We start from the raw sequence: 19,933 nt of genomic DNA on the forward strand, positions 1-19,933 counted from the left end.
GCTTCGCGCCTTCCCCCTCTCTCGCTTCGCGGGAGGGGAACGCCGTCTGTGCGGCGGGGCGGCCCTTGCACGACGGCCCTGGTCTGGATCGCGCCAGTTTCGAGCGCGGTGGATTGCTCTGTGCGGCAACGAATTCACTGAGATAGAACTATGAAACCCACCCCCGTGCGCCGCATCCTCTGGGTGATCGCCATCCTCATCGTGCTGGGCCTGCTCATGGCCGGGCTGGCGCGGGCGCAGCCGGTGCAGGTCACCGACGACCGGGGCCGCGCGGTGACGCTGCCGCGCCCGCCACAGCGCATCGTGAGCCTGCTGCCTTCGCTCACCGAAACGATCTGCGCGCTGGACCAATGCCACCGCCTGGTGGGCGTGGACCGCTATTCCAACTGGCCCGAGTCCGTCACCCGCTTGCCGCAAGTGGGCGGTGGGCTGGACCCCAACATCGAGGCCATCGTGGCCCTGCGGCCCGACGTGGTGCTGATGGCCACATCGTCCCGCGCATCGGCCCGGCTGGAGCAGCTGGGCCTGGCTGTGGTGGCGCTGGAGCCCAAGACCCACGCCGACGTGCAGCGCGTGATGGGCAAGCTGGGCCAGGTGCTGGCCGTGCCCGATGCCCAGCGCGTCTGGCGCCATATCGACGCAGCGGTCGAGGCCGCCGCACAGTCCGTGCCGCCAGCGGCACGGGGCGTGCGCGTGTACTTCGAGGTGAACCGGGGGCCGTACGGGGCAGGGGCCTCGTCGTTCATTGGCGAGACGCTGACCCGGCTGGGCGCGCGCAACATCCTGCCCGCGTCGCTCGGGCCGTTTCCCAAGCTCAACCCCGAGTTTGTGGTGCGGGCCGACCCCGACCTCATCATGGTGGGCGCGCGCAGCGTGGAGGGCCTGACCGAGCGGCCGGGCTGGAGCAGCCTGCGCGCCCTGCGCGAGCAGCGGCTGTGCGTGTTCCCGCCCGAAGACGCCGATGTGCTGGTGCGGCCCGGCCCGCGCATGGCTGAAGGCGCGCGCATCATGGCCCGCTGCCTGGCCAGCAAGGCCGCGCCCGGTGCCAAGGCGCCTGCGGCGGTGCGCCCATGATGGGATCGGTGGTGCTGCGCGGTCGCTGGCTGGCGGGCCTGCTGCTGCTGGTCAGCGCGCTGATGGTGCCGCTGGGCACCGGCGTGGGCAGCGTGGGGCTGGAGAATCTGTGGCCCGCGCTGTGGGATCACAGCACCGACCCCGCCGGCCACGCCGCACGGGACATGGCCTGGCAGATCGTGTGGGAGATCCGGCTGCCACGCACGCTGGGCGCGTGGTGCGCCGGTGCGCTGCTGGGGTTGGCCGGTGCCGTGGCGCAGGGCCTGTTCCGCAACCCGCTGGCCGACCCGTACCTGCTGGGCAGCGCCTCGGGCGCCTCTCTGGGCGTGGCCACGGCGCTGGCGATGATGGGCGGCGCTGCGGGCATGGTGGGCAGCGCCAAGGGCGCGGCGGTGGCCATGGTGTTCTCGGGCCACTGGCTGGTGCGCCTGGGCCTGACCGGCGCGGCGTTTGCCGGGGCCGTGCTGGCGGTGCTGCTCACGCTCGCGCTGGCGCGCGGCGTGCAGCACACATTGCGCCTGCTGCTGGCCGGGGTCATCGTGGGCGTGGTGCTCGGCGCCTTCACCTCACTCATCCTGCTGCTGTCGCCCGATTCCTTGCAGGCCATGCAGGCGTTTTTGCTGGGCTCCACCGGCTTTGTGGGCTGGACCTCGTGTCTGCTGATGGCCGGGGTGTGGCTGCTGTGTGTGGTGGCCGCCTGGGCGCTGTCGCGGGTGCTGGATGGGCTGGCGCTGGGCGAATCCACGGCCCACAGCCTGGGCTTGCCGCTGGCACCGCTGCGCGCCGCGCTGGTGGCGGTGCTGGCCCTGGCCACCGGCACGGCCGTGGCGCAGACGGGGCTGATTGCTTTTGTGGGCCTGGCCGCGCCCCACCTGGTGCGGGCCGTGGTCAAGGTGCCGCACGGCCGCCTGATGGGGCTGGCCAGCCTGATGGGTGGTGTGCTGCTGGCCGGCGCAGACCTGCTGGCGCGGGGGCTCATCGCGCCGCAAGAGCTGCCCGTGGGCGTGCTCACCGCCGTGCTGGGTGGCGGCTACCTGCTGTGGCTGATGCACCGGCGCACCGGACCAGGAGGCGTGCTGTAAATGCGCAATGCTCCTGAAAACATAGCTGTCAGCGCAGAGGGAATCAGCGCCAGCATCGGAAAACACCCCATATTGCACGGCATCACGCTGCACCTGGCGGCGGGCCGCTGGACGAGCATCGTCGGCCCCAACGGCGCCGGCAAGTCCACGCTGCTGCGGGCGCTGGCGGGCCTGCTGCCTTGCACGGGCAGCGTGCAGTTGCTGGGCCGCCCGCTGGCCGCCTGGCACCGCAGCGACCGGGCGCGGGCGCTGTCGTGGCTGGGGCAGAACGAGGTGGCCGCTGATGACCTGCTGGTGTACGACGTGGCCATGCTGGGCCGCCTGCCGCACCAGCCCTGGCTGTCGCCCCCCAGCGAGGCCGACCACGCCGCCGTGGAGCAAGCCCTGCGCGCTACGCAGGCCTGGGACTGGCGCCACCGCGCGCTCTCGCAACTCTCCGGCGGCGAGCGCCAGCGCGTGTTGCTGGCCCGCGCGCTGGCCGTGCAGGCCCAGGTGCTGTTGATGGACGAGCCGTTGGCCAACCTGGACCCGCCCCACCAGTCCGACTGGCTGCTGCTGGTGCGCGAGCTGGTGGCCCAAGGCAAGACGGTGGTCAGCGTGCTGCACGAAGTCTCGTTTGCGCTGCAGGCGGACGATGTGGCTATCGTTGCAGCCGGCCGCCTGTGCCACCATGGCTCCACCCAGGACACGCACACCCACCGCGCGCTGGAGCAGGTGTTTGACGACCGCATTGCCATCCACCCGGTGGAGGGCCAGTGGCTGGCCTTACCCCGTTTGCTGCCCCGCCGCACCCCGGCGGAGCAATGACCTCTGATTGAAAGACAAGCTATGCAGATCGAAGCCGCCCCCACCGAAAAACGCTACGAGAAGGCCGAAGGCGAACGCCGGGGCCTCATCATCGTCAACACCGGCGACGGCAAGGGCAAAAGCACAGCCGCCTTTGGCTTGGCGCTGCGCGCCCATGGCCGGGGCAAGGCCGTGAAGATTTTCCAGTTCATGAAGGTGCCCACCGCGCGCTTTGGCGAGCACCGCATGTTCGAGCAGATCGGCCTGCCCATCGAGGGCCTGGGTGATGGCTTCAGCTGGAAGAGCAAGGACCTGGAGCACTCGGCCCAGCTCGCGCGCGACGGCTGGGAAAAGGCGCGCGCCGCCATCCTGTCGGGCGAGCATTTTCTGGTGGTGCTGGACGAGATCACCTATCCGCTGATCTACGGCTGGCTGCCGCTCGACGGCGTGCTGCAGACGCTGCGCGAGCGGCCCCGAGACGTGCACGTGTGCCTCACCGGCCGCCGCTGCCCGCCCGAGATCATCGAGCTGGCCGATACCGTGACCGAGATGCAGATGGTCAAGCACGCGTTCAAGGCTGGCATTCCTGCGCAGCGCGGCATTGAAGACTAGGGCCCGGCCCTCGTGTCCACCCCCTGGCTTTTCCTGCTGATGCCCACCTGGGCCTGGCCCGCTGCGGCCGTGGGCCTGGGCGTGCCGTTGCTGGCGCTGGCCATCGACTGGTGGCTGGGTGAGCCGCCAGCGCGCTGGCATCCGGTGGTGTGGATGGGCTCGGCCTTGCACCGGGGGGGCGAGTGGGTGGCCCCGCTACAGCCTGTGGCACGGGACTTTCGGCGTTTTTGGCTGGGGGCGCTAGTGTGGATTGCCCTGGCTGCTATTGTTTTGATAGTTTCCTGGTGGCTGCAGCATGCGGCCTTGATGCTGCTGGCCTGGCTGGCTGTGGTGATGCTGGCGTTTTTGCTCAAGCCCCTGCTGGCCTGGCGCATGCTGCACGACGAGGTGCTGGCGGTGGAGGTAGCGCTGGGCCAGTCACTGCCCGCCGGGCGCGCGCAACTGGCGCGCTTGGTGAGCCGGGACGTGAGCGCACTCACCGCCGTGCAGGTGCGCGAGTCGGCCATCGAGTCGCTGGCCGAGAACCTCAACGACTCGGTGGTGGCGCCGCTGTTCTGGTTTGCGCTGCTGGGCCTGCCCGGCGCTGCGCTGTACCGCTTTGCAAATACGGCCGATGCCATGTGGGGCTACCCCGGCATGCGCAGCGGGCGCTACTGGCAATGGGCGGGCAAGTGGGCGGCGCGGGCGGACGATGTGCTGTCGTGGGTGCCTGCGCGCATCACCGCCTTGTTGCTGGCCGTGGTGGCCAAGGGCCTGCCGTTTTCTGCCCTGGCCCGCCAGGCGCGCAAGACGCCATCCCCCAACAGCGGCTGGCCCATGGCGGCCATGGCGCTGGCGTTGAATGTGCGCCTGGCCAAGCCCGGTGTGTACACGCTGCACAGCAAGGGCCGCAGGGCGGGGCCGCTGGATACGCGGCGCGCTGCGCGTCTGGGCACGCAGGTGGTGCTGGCCATGGTGCCGGTGGTGGCGGCCTTGCAGCTTTTGGTGTTGGTGGTGGTTGCCTGGGCGCACACATGACGTCTCCCCGTTGTTCCTCCGCACCTGTGCATGGCGGCCCCGACGCTGCGGGCGTCCCTCTGTTTGATTTCTCGACCAACAGCAATGCCTGCGGGCCATGTCCCGAGGCGCTGCACGCCGTGCAGGCGGCCGACGCGACGCGTTACCCCGACCCGGCCTACACGGCGCTGCGCGAGGCCCTGGGCTCCTTCCACGGCGTATCGCCAGGGCGCATCGTGCTGGCGGCCAGTGCCAGCGAGTTCATCCACCGCATCACCGCGCTGGCCGCACAGCAGGGCGCGGTGCAGGTAGCCGTGCCGCCATACAGCTATGGCGACTACGCCCAGGCCGCGCAGGTGCGCGGGCTGGAGGTGCTGCGGGGCGGCGGCGCCGCAGCGGGCCTGCAATGGGCGTGCGAGCCCTCCAGCCCTCTGGGTGTGGAAGATCCCTCGTTGCGCGGTTGGCGACAAAGCGATGCCGACGTTGCCTGGCGTGTGCTCGACTGCGCGTATGTCCCCCTGCGGCTCGGCGCGGAGGGCGCATGGGCCGGCGCGCCGTCGCCGCTCATGCCTTCGGCCTGCTGGCAGCTCTGGACCCCCAACAAGGCCCTGGGGCTGACGGGTGTACGTGCCGCCTATGCGATTGCGCCGCCAGACTGTGAAGAGCAGGCGCTGGGGCTGACGGCCCTGGCGTCTTCCTGGCCTGTGGGCGCCCACGGCGTGGCACTGCTGCAGGCGTGGATGCAAGCCAGCGTGCAGCAATGGCTGGTGCACAGCCTGCGCACTCTGGGCGATTGGAAGGCGCGCCAGTTGGCCTTGTGCACCGACCTGGGCTGGGCTGTGCACGCGGGCAGCCTGGCCAACTATTTCTGCGTGCAGCCTGCTACCCACGCCTTGCAAAGCGATCTGGCTGCGCTGCGCGCCAGTGGCATCAAGCTGCGCGATGCGGCGTCATTCGGCCTGCCCGGCACCGTGCGCCTGGGGGTGCTGGCGCCCGCCGCGCAAGACGCGCTGCGGGCCGCATGGCAGGCCATCTTGGGCAATGCGGGCCGTACCATCCCGCATTCCATCGGATCGAGGGAGACCTTGTGAGAACCATCACCGTCAACCGCTACGTCACGCCGCTGCGTGAAGGTGGCTCCATGCCCGCCATCGTCGAGGGCGATGACCTGGGCACCTATGTGCTCAAGTTCCGTGGCGCAGGACAGGGCGTGCGCGCGCTGCTGGCCGAGATGATCGCGGGCGGCATCGCCCGTGCGCTGGGCCTGCCCGTGCCCGAGATCGTGCTAGCCCAGCTCGACCCCGCGCTGGCGCAGACCGAGCCCGACCCCGAGATCCAGGACCTGGTGCGCGCCAGCGGCGGCTTGAACGTGGGGCTGGACTACCTCTCGGGTGCGCTCAACTTCGACCCGGCGGTGGATGTGGTGTCGGATGACTTTGCCTCGCGCCTGGTGTGGTTCGACGCCCTGGTGGGCAATGTGGACCGCACCGCGCGCAACACCAATCTGCTGATGTGGCACCGCCAGCCCTGGCTCATCGACCATGGCGCCGCGCTGACCTTTCACCATGCGTGGAACGGCACGGTGGCGCAGCCCGCCAAGCCCTTTGCGCCGATTGCCGACCATGTGCTGCTGGCCCGCGCCACCCGGCTCGGTCAAGTGGATGTCGAACTGGCCGCGCGCCTCGCACCCGAGGTGGTGGCCGACATTCTGGCCGAGGTGCCCGACGAGTTCTTGTTGCTGGCCGGTGCCGACCACGAAGAAGGCCTGCTGACCGCCGCCGCCACCCACCGCCAGGCCTATGTGGACTATTTCTGCGCCCGCCTGGCTGGGCGCGCCACCTGGGTGAATGCGTTGAAGGAGGCCGTCGATGCACACGCCTGAGGTGTATGACTACGCCATCGTGCGCGTGGTGCCGCGCGTGGAGCGCGAGGAATTCATCAACGTGGGCGTGATCCTGTCGTGCCAGCGCACCGGCTTTTTGCAGGCTGCCATCGCGCTCGATGAAGCGCGGCTGCTGGCCATGGACCCGCATGCCGACATCGACACCGTGCGCCGCCACCTGGCCGCCATCGTGGCCATCTGTGCGGGCGACGAAGCCTGTGGCCCCATTGCCCGCCTGCCGTACCGCCAGCGCTTTCACTGGCTCACCGCCAAACGCAGCGCCATCATCCAGACCTCGCCCGTGCACACCGGCCGCTGCACCGATGCGGCGGCAGCACTCGAACACATCATGGACCGCATGGTCCGCCCATTGCCTTGACTGAAAACTCTGCTCCCACATTGGCCCGTTGTGTGATGGTGCTGGGTACCACCAGCGGCGCCGGCAAAAGCTGGCTCACCACGGCGCTGTGCCGCTACTACAGCAACCTGGGCCTCAAGGTGGCGCCGTTCAAGGCGCAGAACATGAGCAACAACGCGCGTGTGGTGTCGGGCCCTGCGGGTGTGATGGGTGAAATCGGCAGCGCCCAGTATTTCCAGGCCCTCGCGGCCCGTGCCGAGCCTGAGGTGCGCATGAACCCGCTGCTGCTCAAGCCCGAGGCCGACACGCACAGCCAGGTCGTGCTGATGGGGCAGGTGAGCGCCGAGCTGACGGCCATGCCCTGGCGCGGCCGCAGCGAAAAGGTGTGGCCGCAGATCGCCGCAGCGCTGGATGCACTGCGTGCCGAGAACGACGTGGTGGTGATCGAGGGCGCTGGTTCGCCCGCCGAAATCAACCTGCACGCGAGCGACATCGTGAACATGCGCGTGGCCCGCCATGCCGATGCGCGCTGCCTGCTGGTGACCGACATCGACCGGGGCGGCGCGTTCGCCCACCTGTACGGCACCTGGGCGCTGCTGCCCGAGGACGAGCGCGCGCTGATCCAAGGCTTTGTGCTCAACAAGTTTCGCGGCGATGCCAGCCTGCTGGCGCCTGCGCCGCAGATGCTGCAAGACCTCACGGGTGTGCCCACCGTGGCCACCATCCCCATGCAATGGCGCCATGGCCTGCCCGAGGAGGACGGCGTGTTTGATGACCGCACGTTGTCAGCGGGCGCGGTGCACACCACCGTGGCCGTCATCGCCTACCCGCGCATCAGCAACCTCGACGAGTTCCAGCCACTCAAGAACGTGCCCGGCGTGCGCCTGCTCTGGGCGCGCAGCCCGGCCGACCTGGCGGGCCTCAAGCCCACCGACTGGGTGGTGCTGCCGGGCTCCAAGGCCACCGCTGCCGACCTGGCCTGGCTGCGCGCGCAAGGGCTGGACCAGGCCATTGCCCAGCACGCGGGGCAGGGCGGCAGGGTGCTGGGCGTGTGTGGTGGCCTGCAGATGCTGGGCGAGGCGCTGATCGACACCGCAGGCATCGACGGCAATGCGCCGGGCCTGGGCCTGCTGCCGCTGGTCACCACCTTTGAGGTTGCCAAGACCGTGCAACGCACGCAGGCGCAGTTTGGGGCGGTGCAGGGCGCCTGGGCCGCGTTGGCCGGTGTGGCCGCCACCGGCTACGAAATCCACCACGGCCAGACGGCCCAGCACCCGGCCATGGCCGCTAAGGGCGATGTGGCGCGCGAGGTCATCCCTGGCATCGCCTGGCAGAACCCGGCGGGCAATGTGCTGGGGGTGTACCTGCACGGCCTGTTCGAGGACGCGGCGGTGCTGCACGCGCTGTTTGGCGCGCAGGTGCCCACGCTGGACAGCGTGTTTGACGGCCTTGCAGGCTTCCTGGGCAGCAGCTTTGCACCGGGCGTGCTGGATGCGCTGGTGGCGAGGTAGGAAGCCGGTCACCGTGCGTCTCAATGCCTCACACCCGTTCGCAGTGGCAGGCGAGGGTGGTGTACGGAAAGCGCACGGTGTCCTGCCCGCGCAGCGCGGGGTGTCGGGCTATCAAAGCCTCGATCTGGGCACGCACCTTGGCGCGTTCAGCATCTGGCAGGGCCGCGATAAAACTGATCGACATGAATCGGTCCACGATGACCTGCTGGGGCGGCCCCGCATGCTCGTGGGTCAGCCGGGTCTCGACCAATGGGCTGAAGCCGGGGTGCGGAAAGGGCTTGCGCCAGTCGCCCTTGTAGAAGCGCGGGGCATCGCCTCCGTAAGGCGTGATGATGGAGGTGAGTTCGGCCACCCAGTCCACCGATTCATCGCGCACGTTCCACACCAGGCCGAGCTTGCCGCCCGGGCGCAGCACGCGGTGAAATTCGTCCAGGGCGTCGCGGGTGGCAAACCAGTGGAAGGCCTGCGCACAGACCACGGCATCGAGTGTGCCGGAGGGCAGTGGAACGGCCTGCGCTGTGCCCGCCACGGCGCGCACCGTGGGCAGTTGCAGGGCGTCGATCTTGGCGCGCATCGCGTCCACGGGCTCCACGCCCACCACCGTGGCCCCAGTGGTTGCGAGCAGCGCGGTGAACTTGCCGGTGCCCGCGCCCACATCGGCTACCTCGCGGCCGGGGCCCAGGCCCAAGGCCTGTGCCAGCCAGGCCGACAGCGCCGCCGGGTAGTCCGGCCTGCCGCGCGCATAGGCCTGCGCCTCTTTTTCAAAACCTTGCTGTGCCGCTTTGTGCACGGCGTTCTTTGTGTTTTCCATCACCATGACCTCACCTTTCGTACTTCCATCCGTTGCTGACTTGCATGATGCCGCGTTGGCCAACCGCCTGCAGCACGTCATTGACCACAAGACCAAGCCCCTGGGCTCGCTGGGCCTGCTGGAGCGCCTGGCGCTGCGCCTGGGTGTGATCCTGGGCACCGAATCCCCTGTGCTGCACGCCCCCCAGATGCTGGTGTGCGCTGGTGACCACGGCCTGGCCGCGCGGGGTGTCTCGGCGTTCCCGAGCGATGTGACCTGGCAGATGGTGGAGAACTTTTTGGCGGGTGGCGCGGCCGTGAGCGTGCTGGCCCGCCAGCATGGCCTGGGCCTCACGGTGGTGGACTGTGGCGTGGCCAAGCCCATTGCTGCGCGCGATGCAGCACCCGGCCAGCCGCGCCTGTTGCTGCGCAAGGTGGCACCGGGTACGCAAGACGCCTCCGTCGGCCCGGCCATGAGCGCCGAGCAATGTGCACAGGCGCTGGCCAACGGGGTGGAGGTGGTGCGTGGGCTGCCGGGTAACGCCTTGCTGCTGGGCGAGATGGGCATTGCCAACACCTCGGTGGCATCGCTGCTGCTGGCGCGCCTGGCAGGGCTGCCGCTGGCCGAGGTGACGGGCGCGGGAACCGGGCTGGATGCCGCAGGCATCGAACGCAAGCGCGCGGTGTTGCAGCAGGCGCTGGACGCCAATGCCGGCGCCACCAGCCCGCTGGATGCCCTGGCCGCGCTGGGCGGCTATGAAGTGGCCACGCTGGTGGGCGCGGTGCTGCAGGCAGCGGCCGAGCGGCGCGTGATTGTGGTGGACGGTTTTATCACCAGCGCGGCCGTGCTGGTGGCCAGCCGCATCGCGCCGCAGGTGCTGCAGCGCTGTGTGTTCGCCCACCGCTCGGGCGAGCGGGGCCACAGCCTGATGCTGGAACAGATGCAGGCCGAGCCTCTGCTGGACCTGGGCTTGCGCTTGGGCGAGGGCTCGGGCGCGGCGCTGGCCTGGCCGTTGCTGCAATCGGCCTGTGCCGTGCTGCGCGAGATGGCGAGTTTTGAATCGGCCGGTGTGGCCACGCAGACGGCCTGAGTCGCCTTACTGGAAGAGATTTCAGCCCACCACAGTGCGGTTGCGGCCTTCTTCCTTGGCGCGGTAGAGGGCGGCATCGGCTCGGGAGAGCATGGCGTCCAGGGTTTCTTGTGGCCCGGTCCAGCTGGTCAGCCCGATGCTCACCTCGCAGTCCAGCGGGTGGCCCGTGGCCAGCGTGGCGTGGATGCGCTGGGCCACACCCAGGGCTGCCTCGGCGTCGGCTCCCGGCAGCAGCACCAGGAATTCCTCACCCCCATAGCGGCCCAGGCGGTCGGCGCGGCGCAGCACCTGGCGGGTGCGCTCGGCAAAGTGCACCAGCACCGCATCGCCATGCTGGTGGCCGCGTGTGTCGTTGACTGCTTTGAAGTTGTCCAGGTCCACCATCATGATGGACGGCCCGTTGCCGTAGCGCTGCGCGCGCTCCAGCTCGTCCGCGCAGCGTTGCAGCAAGGCTCGGCGGTTGAGGGCCTGGGTCAGCGAATCGTAGGTGGCCAGGTGTTCCAGCTCGGTGCGCAGGCGGTCCGTGGCCATCAGCACCGCGCCGATGGACAGCATCAGGACGGTGAGCGCATAGGCCCCGATGTACAGGGTCTGGAACAGCGATGGCTCCATCAGGTCATTGCCTGCATGCCCAGCCAGAATAGATCCCAGCCGCATCCCCAGCACCAGCATGTGCAGGCCCAGCATCACCTCCACCAGCCGTACTGGGAAGTTGCGCCCGCCGTGGCGCAGCATGAAGCGCAGTTGCGCGGCATACAACGCCCCCATCACCACGGTGAAAAACCCCACCCGCACCGCATAGTTGGGCCACCCGTAGGTCAGCCAGGCAAACACGACCGTGGTGCCCGCCATCACCCAGTTCCAGGTGCGCCAGGTGGCGGGCTGGCCCATGAACTGTCGCGTGCCCATGTAGTAGGTGACCGAGCCCAGCACCAGCAGCTGGTTGGCCAGCACCAGGCCCAGCCAGTCAGGGATGGCGCCGCGCGCGCCAAACAGCACGGTGGACAGCAGCCATAGCAGCGGCGCCGCTGCCCAGCCCCCCACACCGCGAATGCTGGGCGGGTAGTGCCGCCGCATGAACAGCAGCACCATGGCCATGACGGCAGACATGAAGCCCGCCAGGGCGATCATGGAGCGCGGGTCGAGGTTCGTCATGCGGCAGGCAGGAGAAGGGGGAGGAACGCGCTGACGTAATAAATTGTTTCAGATGCGAAGCCAGTATAGCCACGCACCTGAAAGGCAAAGCGCTGTTTCGGTGCATGGTTTGCCCGGGGTGGAGGCGGAGGCAGGACGGGTGTGGGCCGGTATGGGGCGGCAATCTGCGCCGTGTTGGTGCATTTTGTATGCAATGTGAATAAAACATTGTGTACAAAGTTGGCATGGGCTTTGCGTAGGGCATACCCCATGCAAAGCACCCACCCTGCGCCTACCCCCGCCGCCATCGAAATCATCGCGCTCACCAAGCGCTATGCCAGCGGCAAGCCTGCCGTGGATGCCATCAACCTGCGCATCGCCAATGGCAGCTACTGCTGCCTGCTGGGGCCCTCGGGCTGCGGCAAGAGCACCACCTTGCGCATGATTGCGGGGCACGAGTCGGTGACCAGCGGCGACATCCTGCTGGAGAACCGCAACATCACCGACCTGCCCGCCGCTGCGCGCGGCACGGCCATGATGTTCCAGAGCTTTGCGCTGTTCCCGCACCTCTCGGCGCTCGATAACGTGGCCTTCAGTCTCAAGATGAAAGGCGTGGCCAAGGCCGAGCGCCAGGCCAAGGCGCGCGACCTGCTGGAGCGCGTGGCGCTGGGCCATTTGGCCGAACGCAAACCGGCAGAACTCTCAGGCGGGCAGCAGCAGCGCGTGGCGCTGGCACGGGCTCTCATCACGCAGCCGCGCGTGCTGCTGCTGGATGAGCCACTGTCCGCCCTCGACCCCTTCCTGCGCATCCAGATGCGTGCCGAACTGCGCCGCTGGCAAAAGGAGCTGGGCCTGACCTTTATCCATGTGACCCACAGCCAGGAAGAGGCCATGGCCCTGGCCGACACCATGGTGGTGATGAACCACGGCGTGATCGAGCAGGTGGGCAGCCCGCACGAGGTCTATAACCGGCCCGCCAGCGAATTCGTGGCGCGCTTCATGGGTGGCCACAACGTGATTGACACGCCCGAAGGCAAGGTGGGAGTGCGCACCGACCACCTGCAGATTGCCCCCGCCAGTGCCGAGCTGACCTGGGGTGCCCAGCGCATGCAGGCCGTGGTGACCGATGTGGAGTACCAGGGCACTTATGTGCTGCTGGGCCTGCAAAAGCAGGGCGTGGCCTTGTCGGCCAACGCCACGGCGGCGTACTCGGTGATGGTGTCCGAGGCCGCGTTTGCCGCGCAGCCTTACCAGGTGGGGCAGGGCGTGCAACTGCATTGGACGCCCGACCAGGCGCACCCGCTGTCTGTGCCCACTCCCGCAATGGCCGTAGCCGCCTGACCGCCTCGCAACGCCTCCTCTTTTTTCACCCGTCCCCTTCCGCAACCCAAGGAGTTTTCCCATGTCCGATGCTTCCCGTGCTGATTCCCCTGTTGTTGTCCCTGAAGCCACTGGTGTGGCGCGCCGCTCGCTGCTCAAGGGCACGGCGGGCATCCTGGCCGCTGGCATGTTCCCGGCCGTGCATGCGCAAGAGAAGATCGTGCTGCGCTACCTGGGCACAGCGGTGAACCAGGACAAGGCGATTGCCGAGAAGTTCAAGGCCGACACCGGCATCGAGATCCAGTACGTGGCCGTGACCACGGACGACGTGACCAAGCGCGCCGTCACCGCGCCCAACAGCTTTGACCTGATCGACACCGAGTACTTCTCGCTCAAGAAGATCGTGCCCACGGGCAACCTCAAGGGCATCGATACCAAGAAGATCAAGAACGCCGACAAGATCACCACGCTGTTCACCACCGGCATGGTGGCGGGCAAGGCCGTGGGCGACCAGGGCACCGCGCCCAAGAAAGTGATCTACCTGGAAGGTGAGAAGTCCAAGAAATTCGCGACTGCGCCCACGCAGTTCATGAGCCTGATCCCCACCGTGTACAACGCCGACACCCTGGGCATCCGCCCCGACCTGATCAAGCGCCCCATCAACTCCTGGGCCGAGCTGCTCAACCCCGAGTTCAAGGGCAAGACCGCGATCCTGAATATTCCTTCGATCGGCATCATGGACGCCGCCATGGTGGTCGAGGCCATGGGCATCTACAAGTACCCCGACAAGGGCAACATGACCAAGAAGGAGATTGATCTCACGATCAAGACCCTGATCGAAGCCAAGAAGCAGGGCCAGTTCCGCGCGCTGTGGAAGGACTTCAACGAGTCGGTGAACCTGATGGCTTCGGGCGAAGTGGTGATCCAGTCGATGTGGAGCCCGGCCGTCACCGCCGTGCGCACCAAGGGCATCGCCTGCAACTTCCAGCCCTTGAAGGAAGGCTATCGCGCCTGGGCTGCAGGGTTTGGCCTGCCCGCCACGCTGAGCGGCCGCAAGCTCGATGGCGCTTACGAGTTCATCAACTGGTTCCTCGATGGCTGGGCCGGTGCCTACCTGAACCGCCAGGGCTACTACAGCGCTGTGCTGGAGACCGCCAAGTCCAAGATGGAAGCCTACGAGTGGGCCTACTGGATGGAAGGCAAGCCCGCCACGCAGGACATCAAGAGCCCCAATGGCGATGTGCTCGCCAAGGCCGGTGCAGTGCGCGACGGCGGCAGTTATGAGTCGCGCATGGGCGGCATCGCTTGCTGGAACGCGTTGATGGACGAGAACAACTACATGGTGCAGAAGTGGAACGAATTCGTCGCGGCATAGGAAGCTCCCCCTGAGGCGCTGCGCGCCTTCACCCCTCTCTCGAACCGCTGCGCGGTTCGGGAGGGGGACGCTCCCGGCGCGGCGGGGCGGCCCTTGCGCGGGAGCACTGGCATTGGGCCGCGACGGTTTCAACAGCTGGCTGCGAAGCACAGCCCGCTAGATATTTGATTGCAAACACCATGAGCACGACCACACAGTCCTTACCTGCTGCAGCTGTCCCCGGCCGCAGCATTGCCGCCTGGTGGCAGGCTGCGCCGTTCACGCTGGTGTTTGCGCTGTTTTTCCTGATTCCGCTGACGTTGATCGTGATGGTCAGCTTCTGGGACTTCAATGAGTACGAGTTGCTGCCGGGCTTCACGTTCAAGAACTACGTGTCCATCTTTGACGGCTGCAGTGACGTGTCCGACGGGCTGTGCGTCACGCTCAAGACGTATTGGTCCACGCTCAAGTTCAGTTTTCTGGTGTGGCTGATCACGCTGGTGATCGGCTTCACCGTGGCCTATTTTTTGGCCTTCCATGTGCGCTCTTCGGGCATGCAGACGCTGCTGTTCGTGCTGTGCACCATTCCGTTCTGGACATCGAACGTGATCCGCATGATCTCCTGGGTGCCGCTGCTGGGACGCAATGGGCTGGTCAACCAGACGCTGATGGGCATGAACCTCATCGAAACACCTGTGGAGTGGCTGCTGTTCTCGGACTTTTCGGTGGTGCTGGCCTTTGTGCACCTCTACACCATGTTCATGATCGTGCCCATCTTCAACAGCATGATGCGCATCGACCGCAGCCTCATCGAGGCCGCCAGCGACAGCGGTGCGAGTGGCTGGCAGACGCTGTGGAACGTGATCGTGCCGCTGTCGCGCACCGGCATCATCATCGGGTCCATCTTTGTGATCACCATCGTCATGGGCGACTTCGTCACCATCGGCGTGATGGGCGGCCAGCAGATCGCCTCCATCGGCAAGATCATCCAGGTGCAGACGTCCTACCTGCAGTTCCCGCTGGCGGCGGCCAATGCGGTGATTTTGCTGGCGGTGGTGCTGATGATCATCTGGGGCCTCACGCGCCTCGTCGATATCCGCAAGGAGCTGTGAGATGAAAGTGCGCGATTCCCGCCCCGCCAGCTTCTGGCCCCTGGCCATTGTCTTTGTGCTGTTCGTGCTGTTCATGTACGGGCCGATGTTCGTCATCTTCATCCTGAGCTTTCAGGGCCCCGACGGCGGGCTCACCTTTCCGATGCGCGGCGTATCGCTGCACTGGTTCGCCAAGCTGGCCGAAGGCCTGGGCGTGGTGGACATTGGCGCGGCGCTGTGGCGCTCGCTGGGCCTGGGCGTGGCCGTGATGCTGTGCACGGTGGTGCTGTCGGTGCTGGCCGGGCTGGCTTTCCGCAAGCGGCTGGCGGGCGGTAACACCTTGTTCTTCATCGTGGTGGCCAGCCTCATCATGCCGTCCATCATTGTGTCGCTGGGCATTGGGCTGGAGTTCCGGCTCATCGACAACGGCATCAAGGCCGCGCTGGAGTGGCTTGGGATGGAGGGCGCGCTGGAGGGCTACGGCACCTCGCTCGGCCTGTTCACCTCGGCCCTGGGCGCGCACCTCACATGGACGCTTCCGTTTGGCCTGCTCATCATGTTTGCCGTGTTCAACCGCTTCAACCCTGCGTATGAAGAAGCCGCACGCGACCTCGGGGCCACGCCCTGGCAGGGCTTTGCGCATGTGGTGCTGCCGCTGATTGCGCCGTCGGTGGTGGGCATCGGCATGTTCGGCTTCACGCTGAGCTGGGACGAGATTGCCCGCACCTCGCAAGCCATTGGCGATGTGAACACGCTGCCGCTGGAGTTGCAGGGACTGACCAGCACGGTGACCACGCCGTCCATCTATGCGCTGGGCACCGTCACCACCGTGGTGTCGTTCGCAGTGATGGGCGTGACGCTGCTGCTGGTGTGGGCACTGGGCCGCAGGCGCAAGGGCCGTTCGGGGTAAAACGGCACCCTTATGACGACCACCCTCCCCAAGCCCCGGCGCACGCGCGCTGCGGTCACCGAACCGCCCGTGCAGCCCGACACGACCGGCCAGCTCAGTGACAACGACATGTACGAGCGCATGGTGTCGGCCATCCTCGACCACCGGCTGCCGCCCGGCACCAAGCTGGTGGAAGACAAGCTGGCGGCTGCCTTTGGCGTGTCGCGCACACGGGTGCGGCCTGTGCTGGTGCGGCTGGCCAACGAGCAGGTGGTCACGCTCACACCCAACCGGGGCGCATCCATCGCCCAGCCCACGCCGCAGGAGGCGCTGGAAGTGTTCGAGGCCCGCCGCCTGCTGGAGCCGCGCCTGGTGGAGCTGTTCATTGCCAACGCCACCGACGCTGACATTGCCGCGCTGCGCACCTGCATCGACGACGAAGAGGCCGCGCGCGCCAGTGGCGACATGCGGCGTGCCATCCGCCTCTCGGGCGACTTTCACCTGCACATCGCGCAGGCGGCCGGGCACCAGACGCTGGGTCGCATCCTGCGCGAGCTGGTGTCGCGCACCTCGCTCATCCTGATGACCTACAGCCCCAGCCACGCCCAAACCCGCGAAGAGGCCACGGCCTGCGGCTGCCGCGAGCACCGCGCGCTGATCGACGCCATCCGCCTGCGCGACGCGCGCGAGGCGCCCCGGCTGATGCTGGCCCACCTGGCGCGGATCGAGTCGCAGCTGGAGTTCACGCCGCCTGCGGCAGAGGCGCCCGATCTGGCGCGGTTGCTGGGCGGGGTCTGACGGTTTTTTCACACGCTTGCCCATGCGCCAACTGCTCGTCATCAACCCCAACATGTCGGCCCATGTCAGTGCCTTGCTGCAGCGGCATGTGCAGGGGGCTGCGGGCTCGCATGTGGCGGTGCGCACGGCCACGGCCCGCTTTGGCGCACCGTACATCGCGTGCGAGGCGAGCTACGCCGTGGCAGCCCACGCCGCGCTCGATGTGTGGGCGCATGAGATCGCACAGCCGCAGACCGCGCCCGACGCGGTGCTGATCGGCTGCTTTGGCGACCCCGGCCTGATGGCGCTGCGCGAGAGCAGTCCGGTGCCCGTCACTGGCCTGGCCGAAGCGTCATTCATCGAGGCTGCGCGCCACGGCCGCTTTGCCATCGTCACCGGCGGCGAGCGCTGGGGCCCCATGCTGCAGCGGCTGGCCCAGGCGCTGGGCCACGCCCACGCACTGGCAGGCATTCACACCGTGGCGCCCACCGGTGCCCAACTGGCTGCCGACCCCGAGGCGGCCCGCGCATTGCTGGCCCAGGCCTGCAGGGACGTGGTGCGCCAGATGGGGGTGCAGGCCGTCATTCTGGGTGGCGCCGGGCTGGCAGGCATGGCTGCCGCCGTGCAGCCGCAGGTGTCGGTGCCCGTGATCGACAGCGTGGTCGCCGGCGCCACCTGGGCGCTGCGCGCGCACCCCGTGCCGCCGGAGCGCAAGGTGGCGGGGTTTGATGTGGCGTGGGCGGGGGTGTCGAGGGAGATGGCGGCTTTGGGGCTGGCAGGGGTGGTTTGACTGCACCAAGGGGGAGGTTTAGTATTACGTTTGTAATTACTTGAATGCATGCCATGCACACCCTCAAACTCACCCAGGTCGGTAACTCCGTCGGCGCTATTTTTCCGAAGGAACTGTTGGCGCGATTGCAGTTGGAGAAAGGCGATGAGCTGTATGTGACGGAGTCGCCCGACGGCTTGCGCATCACGACGCATAACCCTGAATTTGAAGCCCAGATGCGGGTGGCGCGCGAGATCATGAAAGAGCGCCGCGCTGTCTTGCACGAGCTGGCCAAATGAGTCAGTGGGTCTGGCTGGACCGTGCCGTAATCGTCGCCATCCATGAAATGCAATTGGCTGAGCACGGTGGCGGTGCGGGTGTGCGGGACGCTGGTTTGCTCGATTCAGCATTGGGCAAACCGCTGCATCTGAGCCACTACGGCGAGCCTCCGCCAGATGTTGCGGCGCTAGCGGCCTCTTATGGATACGGCATCTCGCGCAACCATCCGTTCGTCGATGGCAACAAGCGCACGGGCTTTGTAGCCGCAGAGCTTTTTTTGCGCTTGAATGGTTGGGCGCTCACTGCCGATGACGCGTCGTGTGTGCTGACCATGCTCGCCGTCGCCGCAGGCGACATCACCGAAGAGGCGTTTGCCGCCTGGCTGCGGGAACACGCCGTAGCCCGTTGAGTGAAATTAGAAGCTTTTTTGGGCTCTATCGCCTATCCAGAAAGCGCTATAAGCTATAAAAATAATAGCAAAATACTGTACCTTCTGACTCAGGGCGCCGGCGTCTTCGGCCGGTAGTCGCAATACTCGCTCACCACACATTCCCAGCAGCGCGGCTTGCGCGCCTGGCATACATAGCGGCCCAGCAGGATGAGCCAATGGTGCGAGTCCACTGCGTAGGCGGTGGGCACGCGCTTCATCAGTTGCAGCTCCACCGCCAGCGGGTTTTTGCCTGGCGCCAGGCCGGTGCGGTTGCTCACCCGAAAGATGTGCGTGTCCACCGCCATCGTGGGCTGGCCAAAGGCCACGTTCAGCACCACGTTCGCCGTTTTGCGGCCCACGCCGGGCAGGGCCTCCAGCGCTTCGCGCGTGCGGGGCACCTGGCTGCCGTGCTGCTCTACCAGGATGCGGCAGGTCTCCATCAGGTTCTTGGCCTTGGTGCGGTACAGGCCGATGGTCTTGATGTAACCCTCCAGCCCCTCCAGCCCCAGGTCCAGGATGGCCTGCGGCGTGCCCGCCACGGGGAACAGCTTGCGCGTGGCCTTGTTCACGCCCACATCGGTGGCCTGGGCCGACAGCAGCACGGCGGCGAGTAGTTCGAACGGCGTGGTGTATTCCAGCTCCGTATTGGGCATGGGGTTGGCCGCCTTGAGGGTGGAGAAGAAGGGCTCGATCTGGGCGGTTTTCATTATCATCGTTGGCGGGGTGGGGCGGGGGGCTTACTTTTTTTGGCGGGCGTGGCCGGTGGCGCATTGTCCCGCAGCTGCGCCCGCAAAAACTCCAGGAACATCCGCACCGCAGCGGGCAGGGTGCGGCCGCTCAGGGTCTGCAGCTCGGCGGCGCGGGCGCTCATGCCGGGTTCGCGGATCTGGGCGGCGTGCAGCTCGCCGCGCTGCACCCGGTCGCGCACCGTCACCTCGCCCGAGATGGACAGGCCGCCGCCATGCAGCACAAAGTGCATCAGCGTCTCGAAATGGTTACACACCAGAGCGGGCTCGAAAACCAGGCCCCGCTGGCTGCAGCCAATGTCGAACAGCTGGCGCACGGTGTTGTCGCGCTCGGGCAGGGCGATGGGGTAGGCGTGCATCTGCGCCAGCGTGACGGAGTGGGCGCGCGCCAGTGCGTGGTCGGGCCGCATGATGGCGATGAGGGGTGCGGCCTGGCGGTGCTGCACCACGATGTCCCGCTCGGCCGAGCGGCTGTAGGTCAGTCCAATGTCCGCATCGCCATTGAGCACCGCCACAGTCACGGCTGCCGGGCGGGCCACGCGCAGGTGGAACTGGATGCCGGGGTACTGCTGGCGGAACTGCGCCATCACGCGCGGCAGGAACTCGATGGCAAACCCGGCGGAACTGCAGATGCGCACCAGCCCCGTGCGCAGGCCCTGCAGCGCCTGGATGTCGGAGACCACGCGGTCGGCCTCCAGCGCGCCGCGCCGTGCATGGGCGGCCAGCAGCTCGCCCGCTGCGCTGGGCGCCATGCCGCGCGGGCGCCGGTCAAACAGCGGCACGGCCAGCAGGTCTTCCAACGCAGCCACCTGGCGGCTCACGGCCGAGGGCGACACATTGAGGCGCGCGGCGGCCTCGCTGACCGAGCCGCTGCGCACCACCTCCAGAAAGTAACGCAGCGCGGTGTCCTGCAAGCGGCTGGAGAGCATGGGCGGCCTTTCGGGGTGTGGATTGCATAAAACG

At 67.5% G+C, this 19,933-nt stretch carries 22 protein-coding genes; 18 read left to right on the forward strand and 4 right to left on the reverse strand.

Features of this window, described 5'->3' with window-relative positions:
• Positions 1–150 precede the first annotated feature (150 nt).
• Genes ACODSM_RS15420 through ACODSM_RS15460 form a run of 9 tightly spaced genes read left to right on the forward strand, consistent with a single transcriptional unit; the run spans position 151 to position 8,301 of the window.
• On the forward strand, positions 151–1,074 hold the full coding sequence (locus tag ACODSM_RS15420; RefSeq protein WP_015014795.1) for an ABC transporter substrate-binding protein: 924 nt from the start codon (positions 151–153) through the stop codon (positions 1,072–1,074).
• Complete coding sequence (locus ACODSM_RS15425) at positions 1,074–2,156, forward strand: FecCD family ABC transporter permease (protein WP_015014794.1); 1,083 nt, start codon at positions 1,074–1,076, stop codon at positions 2,154–2,156. The genes ACODSM_RS15420 and ACODSM_RS15425 overlap by 1 nt, the downstream gene beginning before the upstream one ends.
• Positions 2,157–2,963 carry an ABC transporter ATP-binding protein gene (locus tag ACODSM_RS15430; RefSeq protein ID WP_015014793.1) on the forward strand — a complete coding sequence of 269 codons (807 nt, stop codon included), beginning with the start codon at positions 2,157–2,159 and terminating at the stop codon, positions 2,961–2,963.
• A 21-nt stretch (positions 2,964–2,984) separates the two neighbouring features.
• Positions 2,985–3,554: a cob(I)yrinic acid a,c-diamide adenosyltransferase gene (gene cobO, locus ACODSM_RS15435; RefSeq protein ID WP_015014792.1), complete on the forward strand. Its 570-nt coding sequence runs from the start codon at positions 2,985–2,987 to the stop codon at positions 3,552–3,554.
• 39 nt (positions 3,555–3,593) lie between these two features.
• Positions 3,594–4,571: an adenosylcobinamide-phosphate synthase CbiB gene (gene cbiB / locus ACODSM_RS15440; RefSeq protein ID WP_043566670.1), complete on the forward strand. Its 978-nt coding sequence runs from the start codon at positions 3,594–3,596 to the stop codon at positions 4,569–4,571.
• A complete protein-coding gene (locus ACODSM_RS15445) occupies positions 4,568–5,641 on the forward strand; it encodes an aminotransferase class I/II-fold pyridoxal phosphate-dependent enzyme (RefSeq protein WP_488805888.1) in 1,074 nt (357 codons plus the stop codon). The genes cbiB and ACODSM_RS15445 overlap by 4 nt, the downstream gene beginning before the upstream one ends.
• Entirely contained in the window at positions 5,638–6,432 is a 795-nt protein-coding gene (locus tag ACODSM_RS15450; RefSeq protein ID WP_488805889.1) for a HipA family kinase, read from the forward strand. Before ACODSM_RS15445 ends, ACODSM_RS15450 begins: the two co-directional genes overlap by 4 nt.
• A complete protein-coding gene (locus tag ACODSM_RS15455) occupies positions 6,419–6,811 on the forward strand; it encodes a DUF3037 domain-containing protein (RefSeq protein WP_488805890.1) in 393 nt (130 codons plus the stop codon). Before ACODSM_RS15450 ends, ACODSM_RS15455 begins: the two co-directional genes overlap by 14 nt.
• A gap of 35 nt (positions 6,812–6,846) precedes the next feature.
• A complete protein-coding gene (locus tag ACODSM_RS15460; protein ID WP_488805933.1) occupies positions 6,847–8,301 on the forward strand; it encodes a cobyric acid synthase in 1,455 nt (484 codons plus the stop codon).
• 28 nt (positions 8,302–8,329) lie between these two features.
• Here the strand turns inward: ACODSM_RS15460 and ACODSM_RS15465 are convergent, their stop codons facing one another.
• On the reverse strand, positions 8,330–9,118 hold the full coding sequence (locus ACODSM_RS15465) for a class I SAM-dependent methyltransferase (protein ID WP_488805891.1): 789 nt from the start codon (positions 9,116–9,118) through the stop codon (positions 8,330–8,332).
• On the opposite strand from ACODSM_RS15465, the gene cobT reads away from it, so the two are divergent.
• Positions 9,117–10,181: a nicotinate-nucleotide--dimethylbenzimidazole phosphoribosyltransferase gene (gene cobT / locus ACODSM_RS15470; protein WP_137748490.1), complete on the forward strand. Its 1,065-nt coding sequence runs from the start codon at positions 9,117–9,119 to the stop codon at positions 10,179–10,181. The two genes, ACODSM_RS15465 and cobT, sit on opposite strands and share 2 nt — an antisense overlap.
• Positions 10,182–10,202: 21 nt before the next feature.
• On the opposite strand, the gene ACODSM_RS15475 is transcribed toward cobT, so the two are convergent.
• Entirely contained in the window at positions 10,203–11,336 is a 1,134-nt protein-coding gene (locus ACODSM_RS15475; protein WP_043565505.1) for a GGDEF domain-containing protein, read from the reverse strand.
• Between the two features lie 249 nt (positions 11,337–11,585).
• Between ACODSM_RS15475 and ACODSM_RS15480 the strand changes: the two genes are divergently transcribed.
• The 8 genes from ACODSM_RS15480 (at position 11,586) to ACODSM_RS15515 (ending at position 18,203) form a co-directional block, all read left to right on the forward strand.
• The gene (locus ACODSM_RS15480) at positions 11,586–12,656 is read left to right on the forward strand and encodes an ABC transporter ATP-binding protein (RefSeq protein WP_488805892.1); all 1,071 of its coding nucleotides are present in this window, start codon (positions 11,586–11,588) and stop codon (positions 12,654–12,656) included.
• 61 nt (positions 12,657–12,717) lie between these two features.
• Entirely contained in the window at positions 12,718–14,010 is a 1,293-nt protein-coding gene (locus ACODSM_RS15485; protein ID WP_176885539.1) for an ABC transporter substrate-binding protein, read from the forward strand.
• Positions 14,011–14,189: 179 nt separating this feature from the next.
• On the forward strand, positions 14,190–15,101 hold the full coding sequence (locus ACODSM_RS15490; protein WP_055395265.1) for an ABC transporter permease: 912 nt from the start codon (positions 14,190–14,192) through the stop codon (positions 15,099–15,101).
• A 1-nt stretch (position 15,102) separates the two neighbouring features.
• Positions 15,103–15,990 (forward strand): ABC transporter permease, encoded by an 888-nt coding sequence (locus tag ACODSM_RS15495; RefSeq protein ID WP_488805893.1) that lies wholly within the window; start codon positions 15,103–15,105, stop codon positions 15,988–15,990.
• A gap of 12 nt (positions 15,991–16,002) precedes the next feature.
• Positions 16,003–16,767, forward strand: a complete 765-nt coding sequence (locus tag ACODSM_RS15500; RefSeq protein WP_488805894.1) for a GntR family transcriptional regulator — start codon at positions 16,003–16,005, stop codon at positions 16,765–16,767.
• Between the two features lie 22 nt (positions 16,768–16,789).
• Entirely contained in the window at positions 16,790–17,536 is a 747-nt protein-coding gene (locus ACODSM_RS15505) for an aspartate/glutamate racemase family protein (protein WP_488805895.1), read from the forward strand.
• Between the two features lie 53 nt (positions 17,537–17,589).
• Entirely contained in the window at positions 17,590–17,814 is a 225-nt protein-coding gene (locus ACODSM_RS15510; protein ID WP_056169497.1) for an AbrB/MazE/SpoVT family DNA-binding domain-containing protein, read from the forward strand.
• Positions 17,811–18,203 carry a type II toxin-antitoxin system death-on-curing family toxin gene (locus tag ACODSM_RS15515; protein ID WP_488805896.1) on the forward strand — a complete coding sequence of 131 codons (393 nt, stop codon included), beginning with the start codon at positions 17,811–17,813 and terminating at the stop codon, positions 18,201–18,203. The genes ACODSM_RS15510 and ACODSM_RS15515 overlap by 4 nt, the downstream gene beginning before the upstream one ends.
• Before the next feature lie 89 nt (positions 18,204–18,292).
• On the opposite strand, the gene nth is transcribed toward ACODSM_RS15515, so the two are convergent.
• Both nth and ACODSM_RS15525 read right to left on the reverse strand, forming a co-directional pair.
• Positions 18,293–18,931, reverse strand: coding sequence for an endonuclease III (nth, locus tag ACODSM_RS15520; protein WP_488805897.1), 639 nt, complete (start codon positions 18,929–18,931; stop codon positions 18,293–18,295).
• 2 nt (positions 18,932–18,933) lie between these two features.
• Positions 18,934–19,899, reverse strand: coding sequence for a LysR family transcriptional regulator (locus ACODSM_RS15525; protein WP_488805898.1), 966 nt, complete (start codon positions 19,897–19,899; stop codon positions 18,934–18,936).
• Between the last annotated feature and the right edge of the window lie 34 nt (positions 19,900–19,933).

The organism is Acidovorax sp. FG42 (assembly GCF_057809195.1).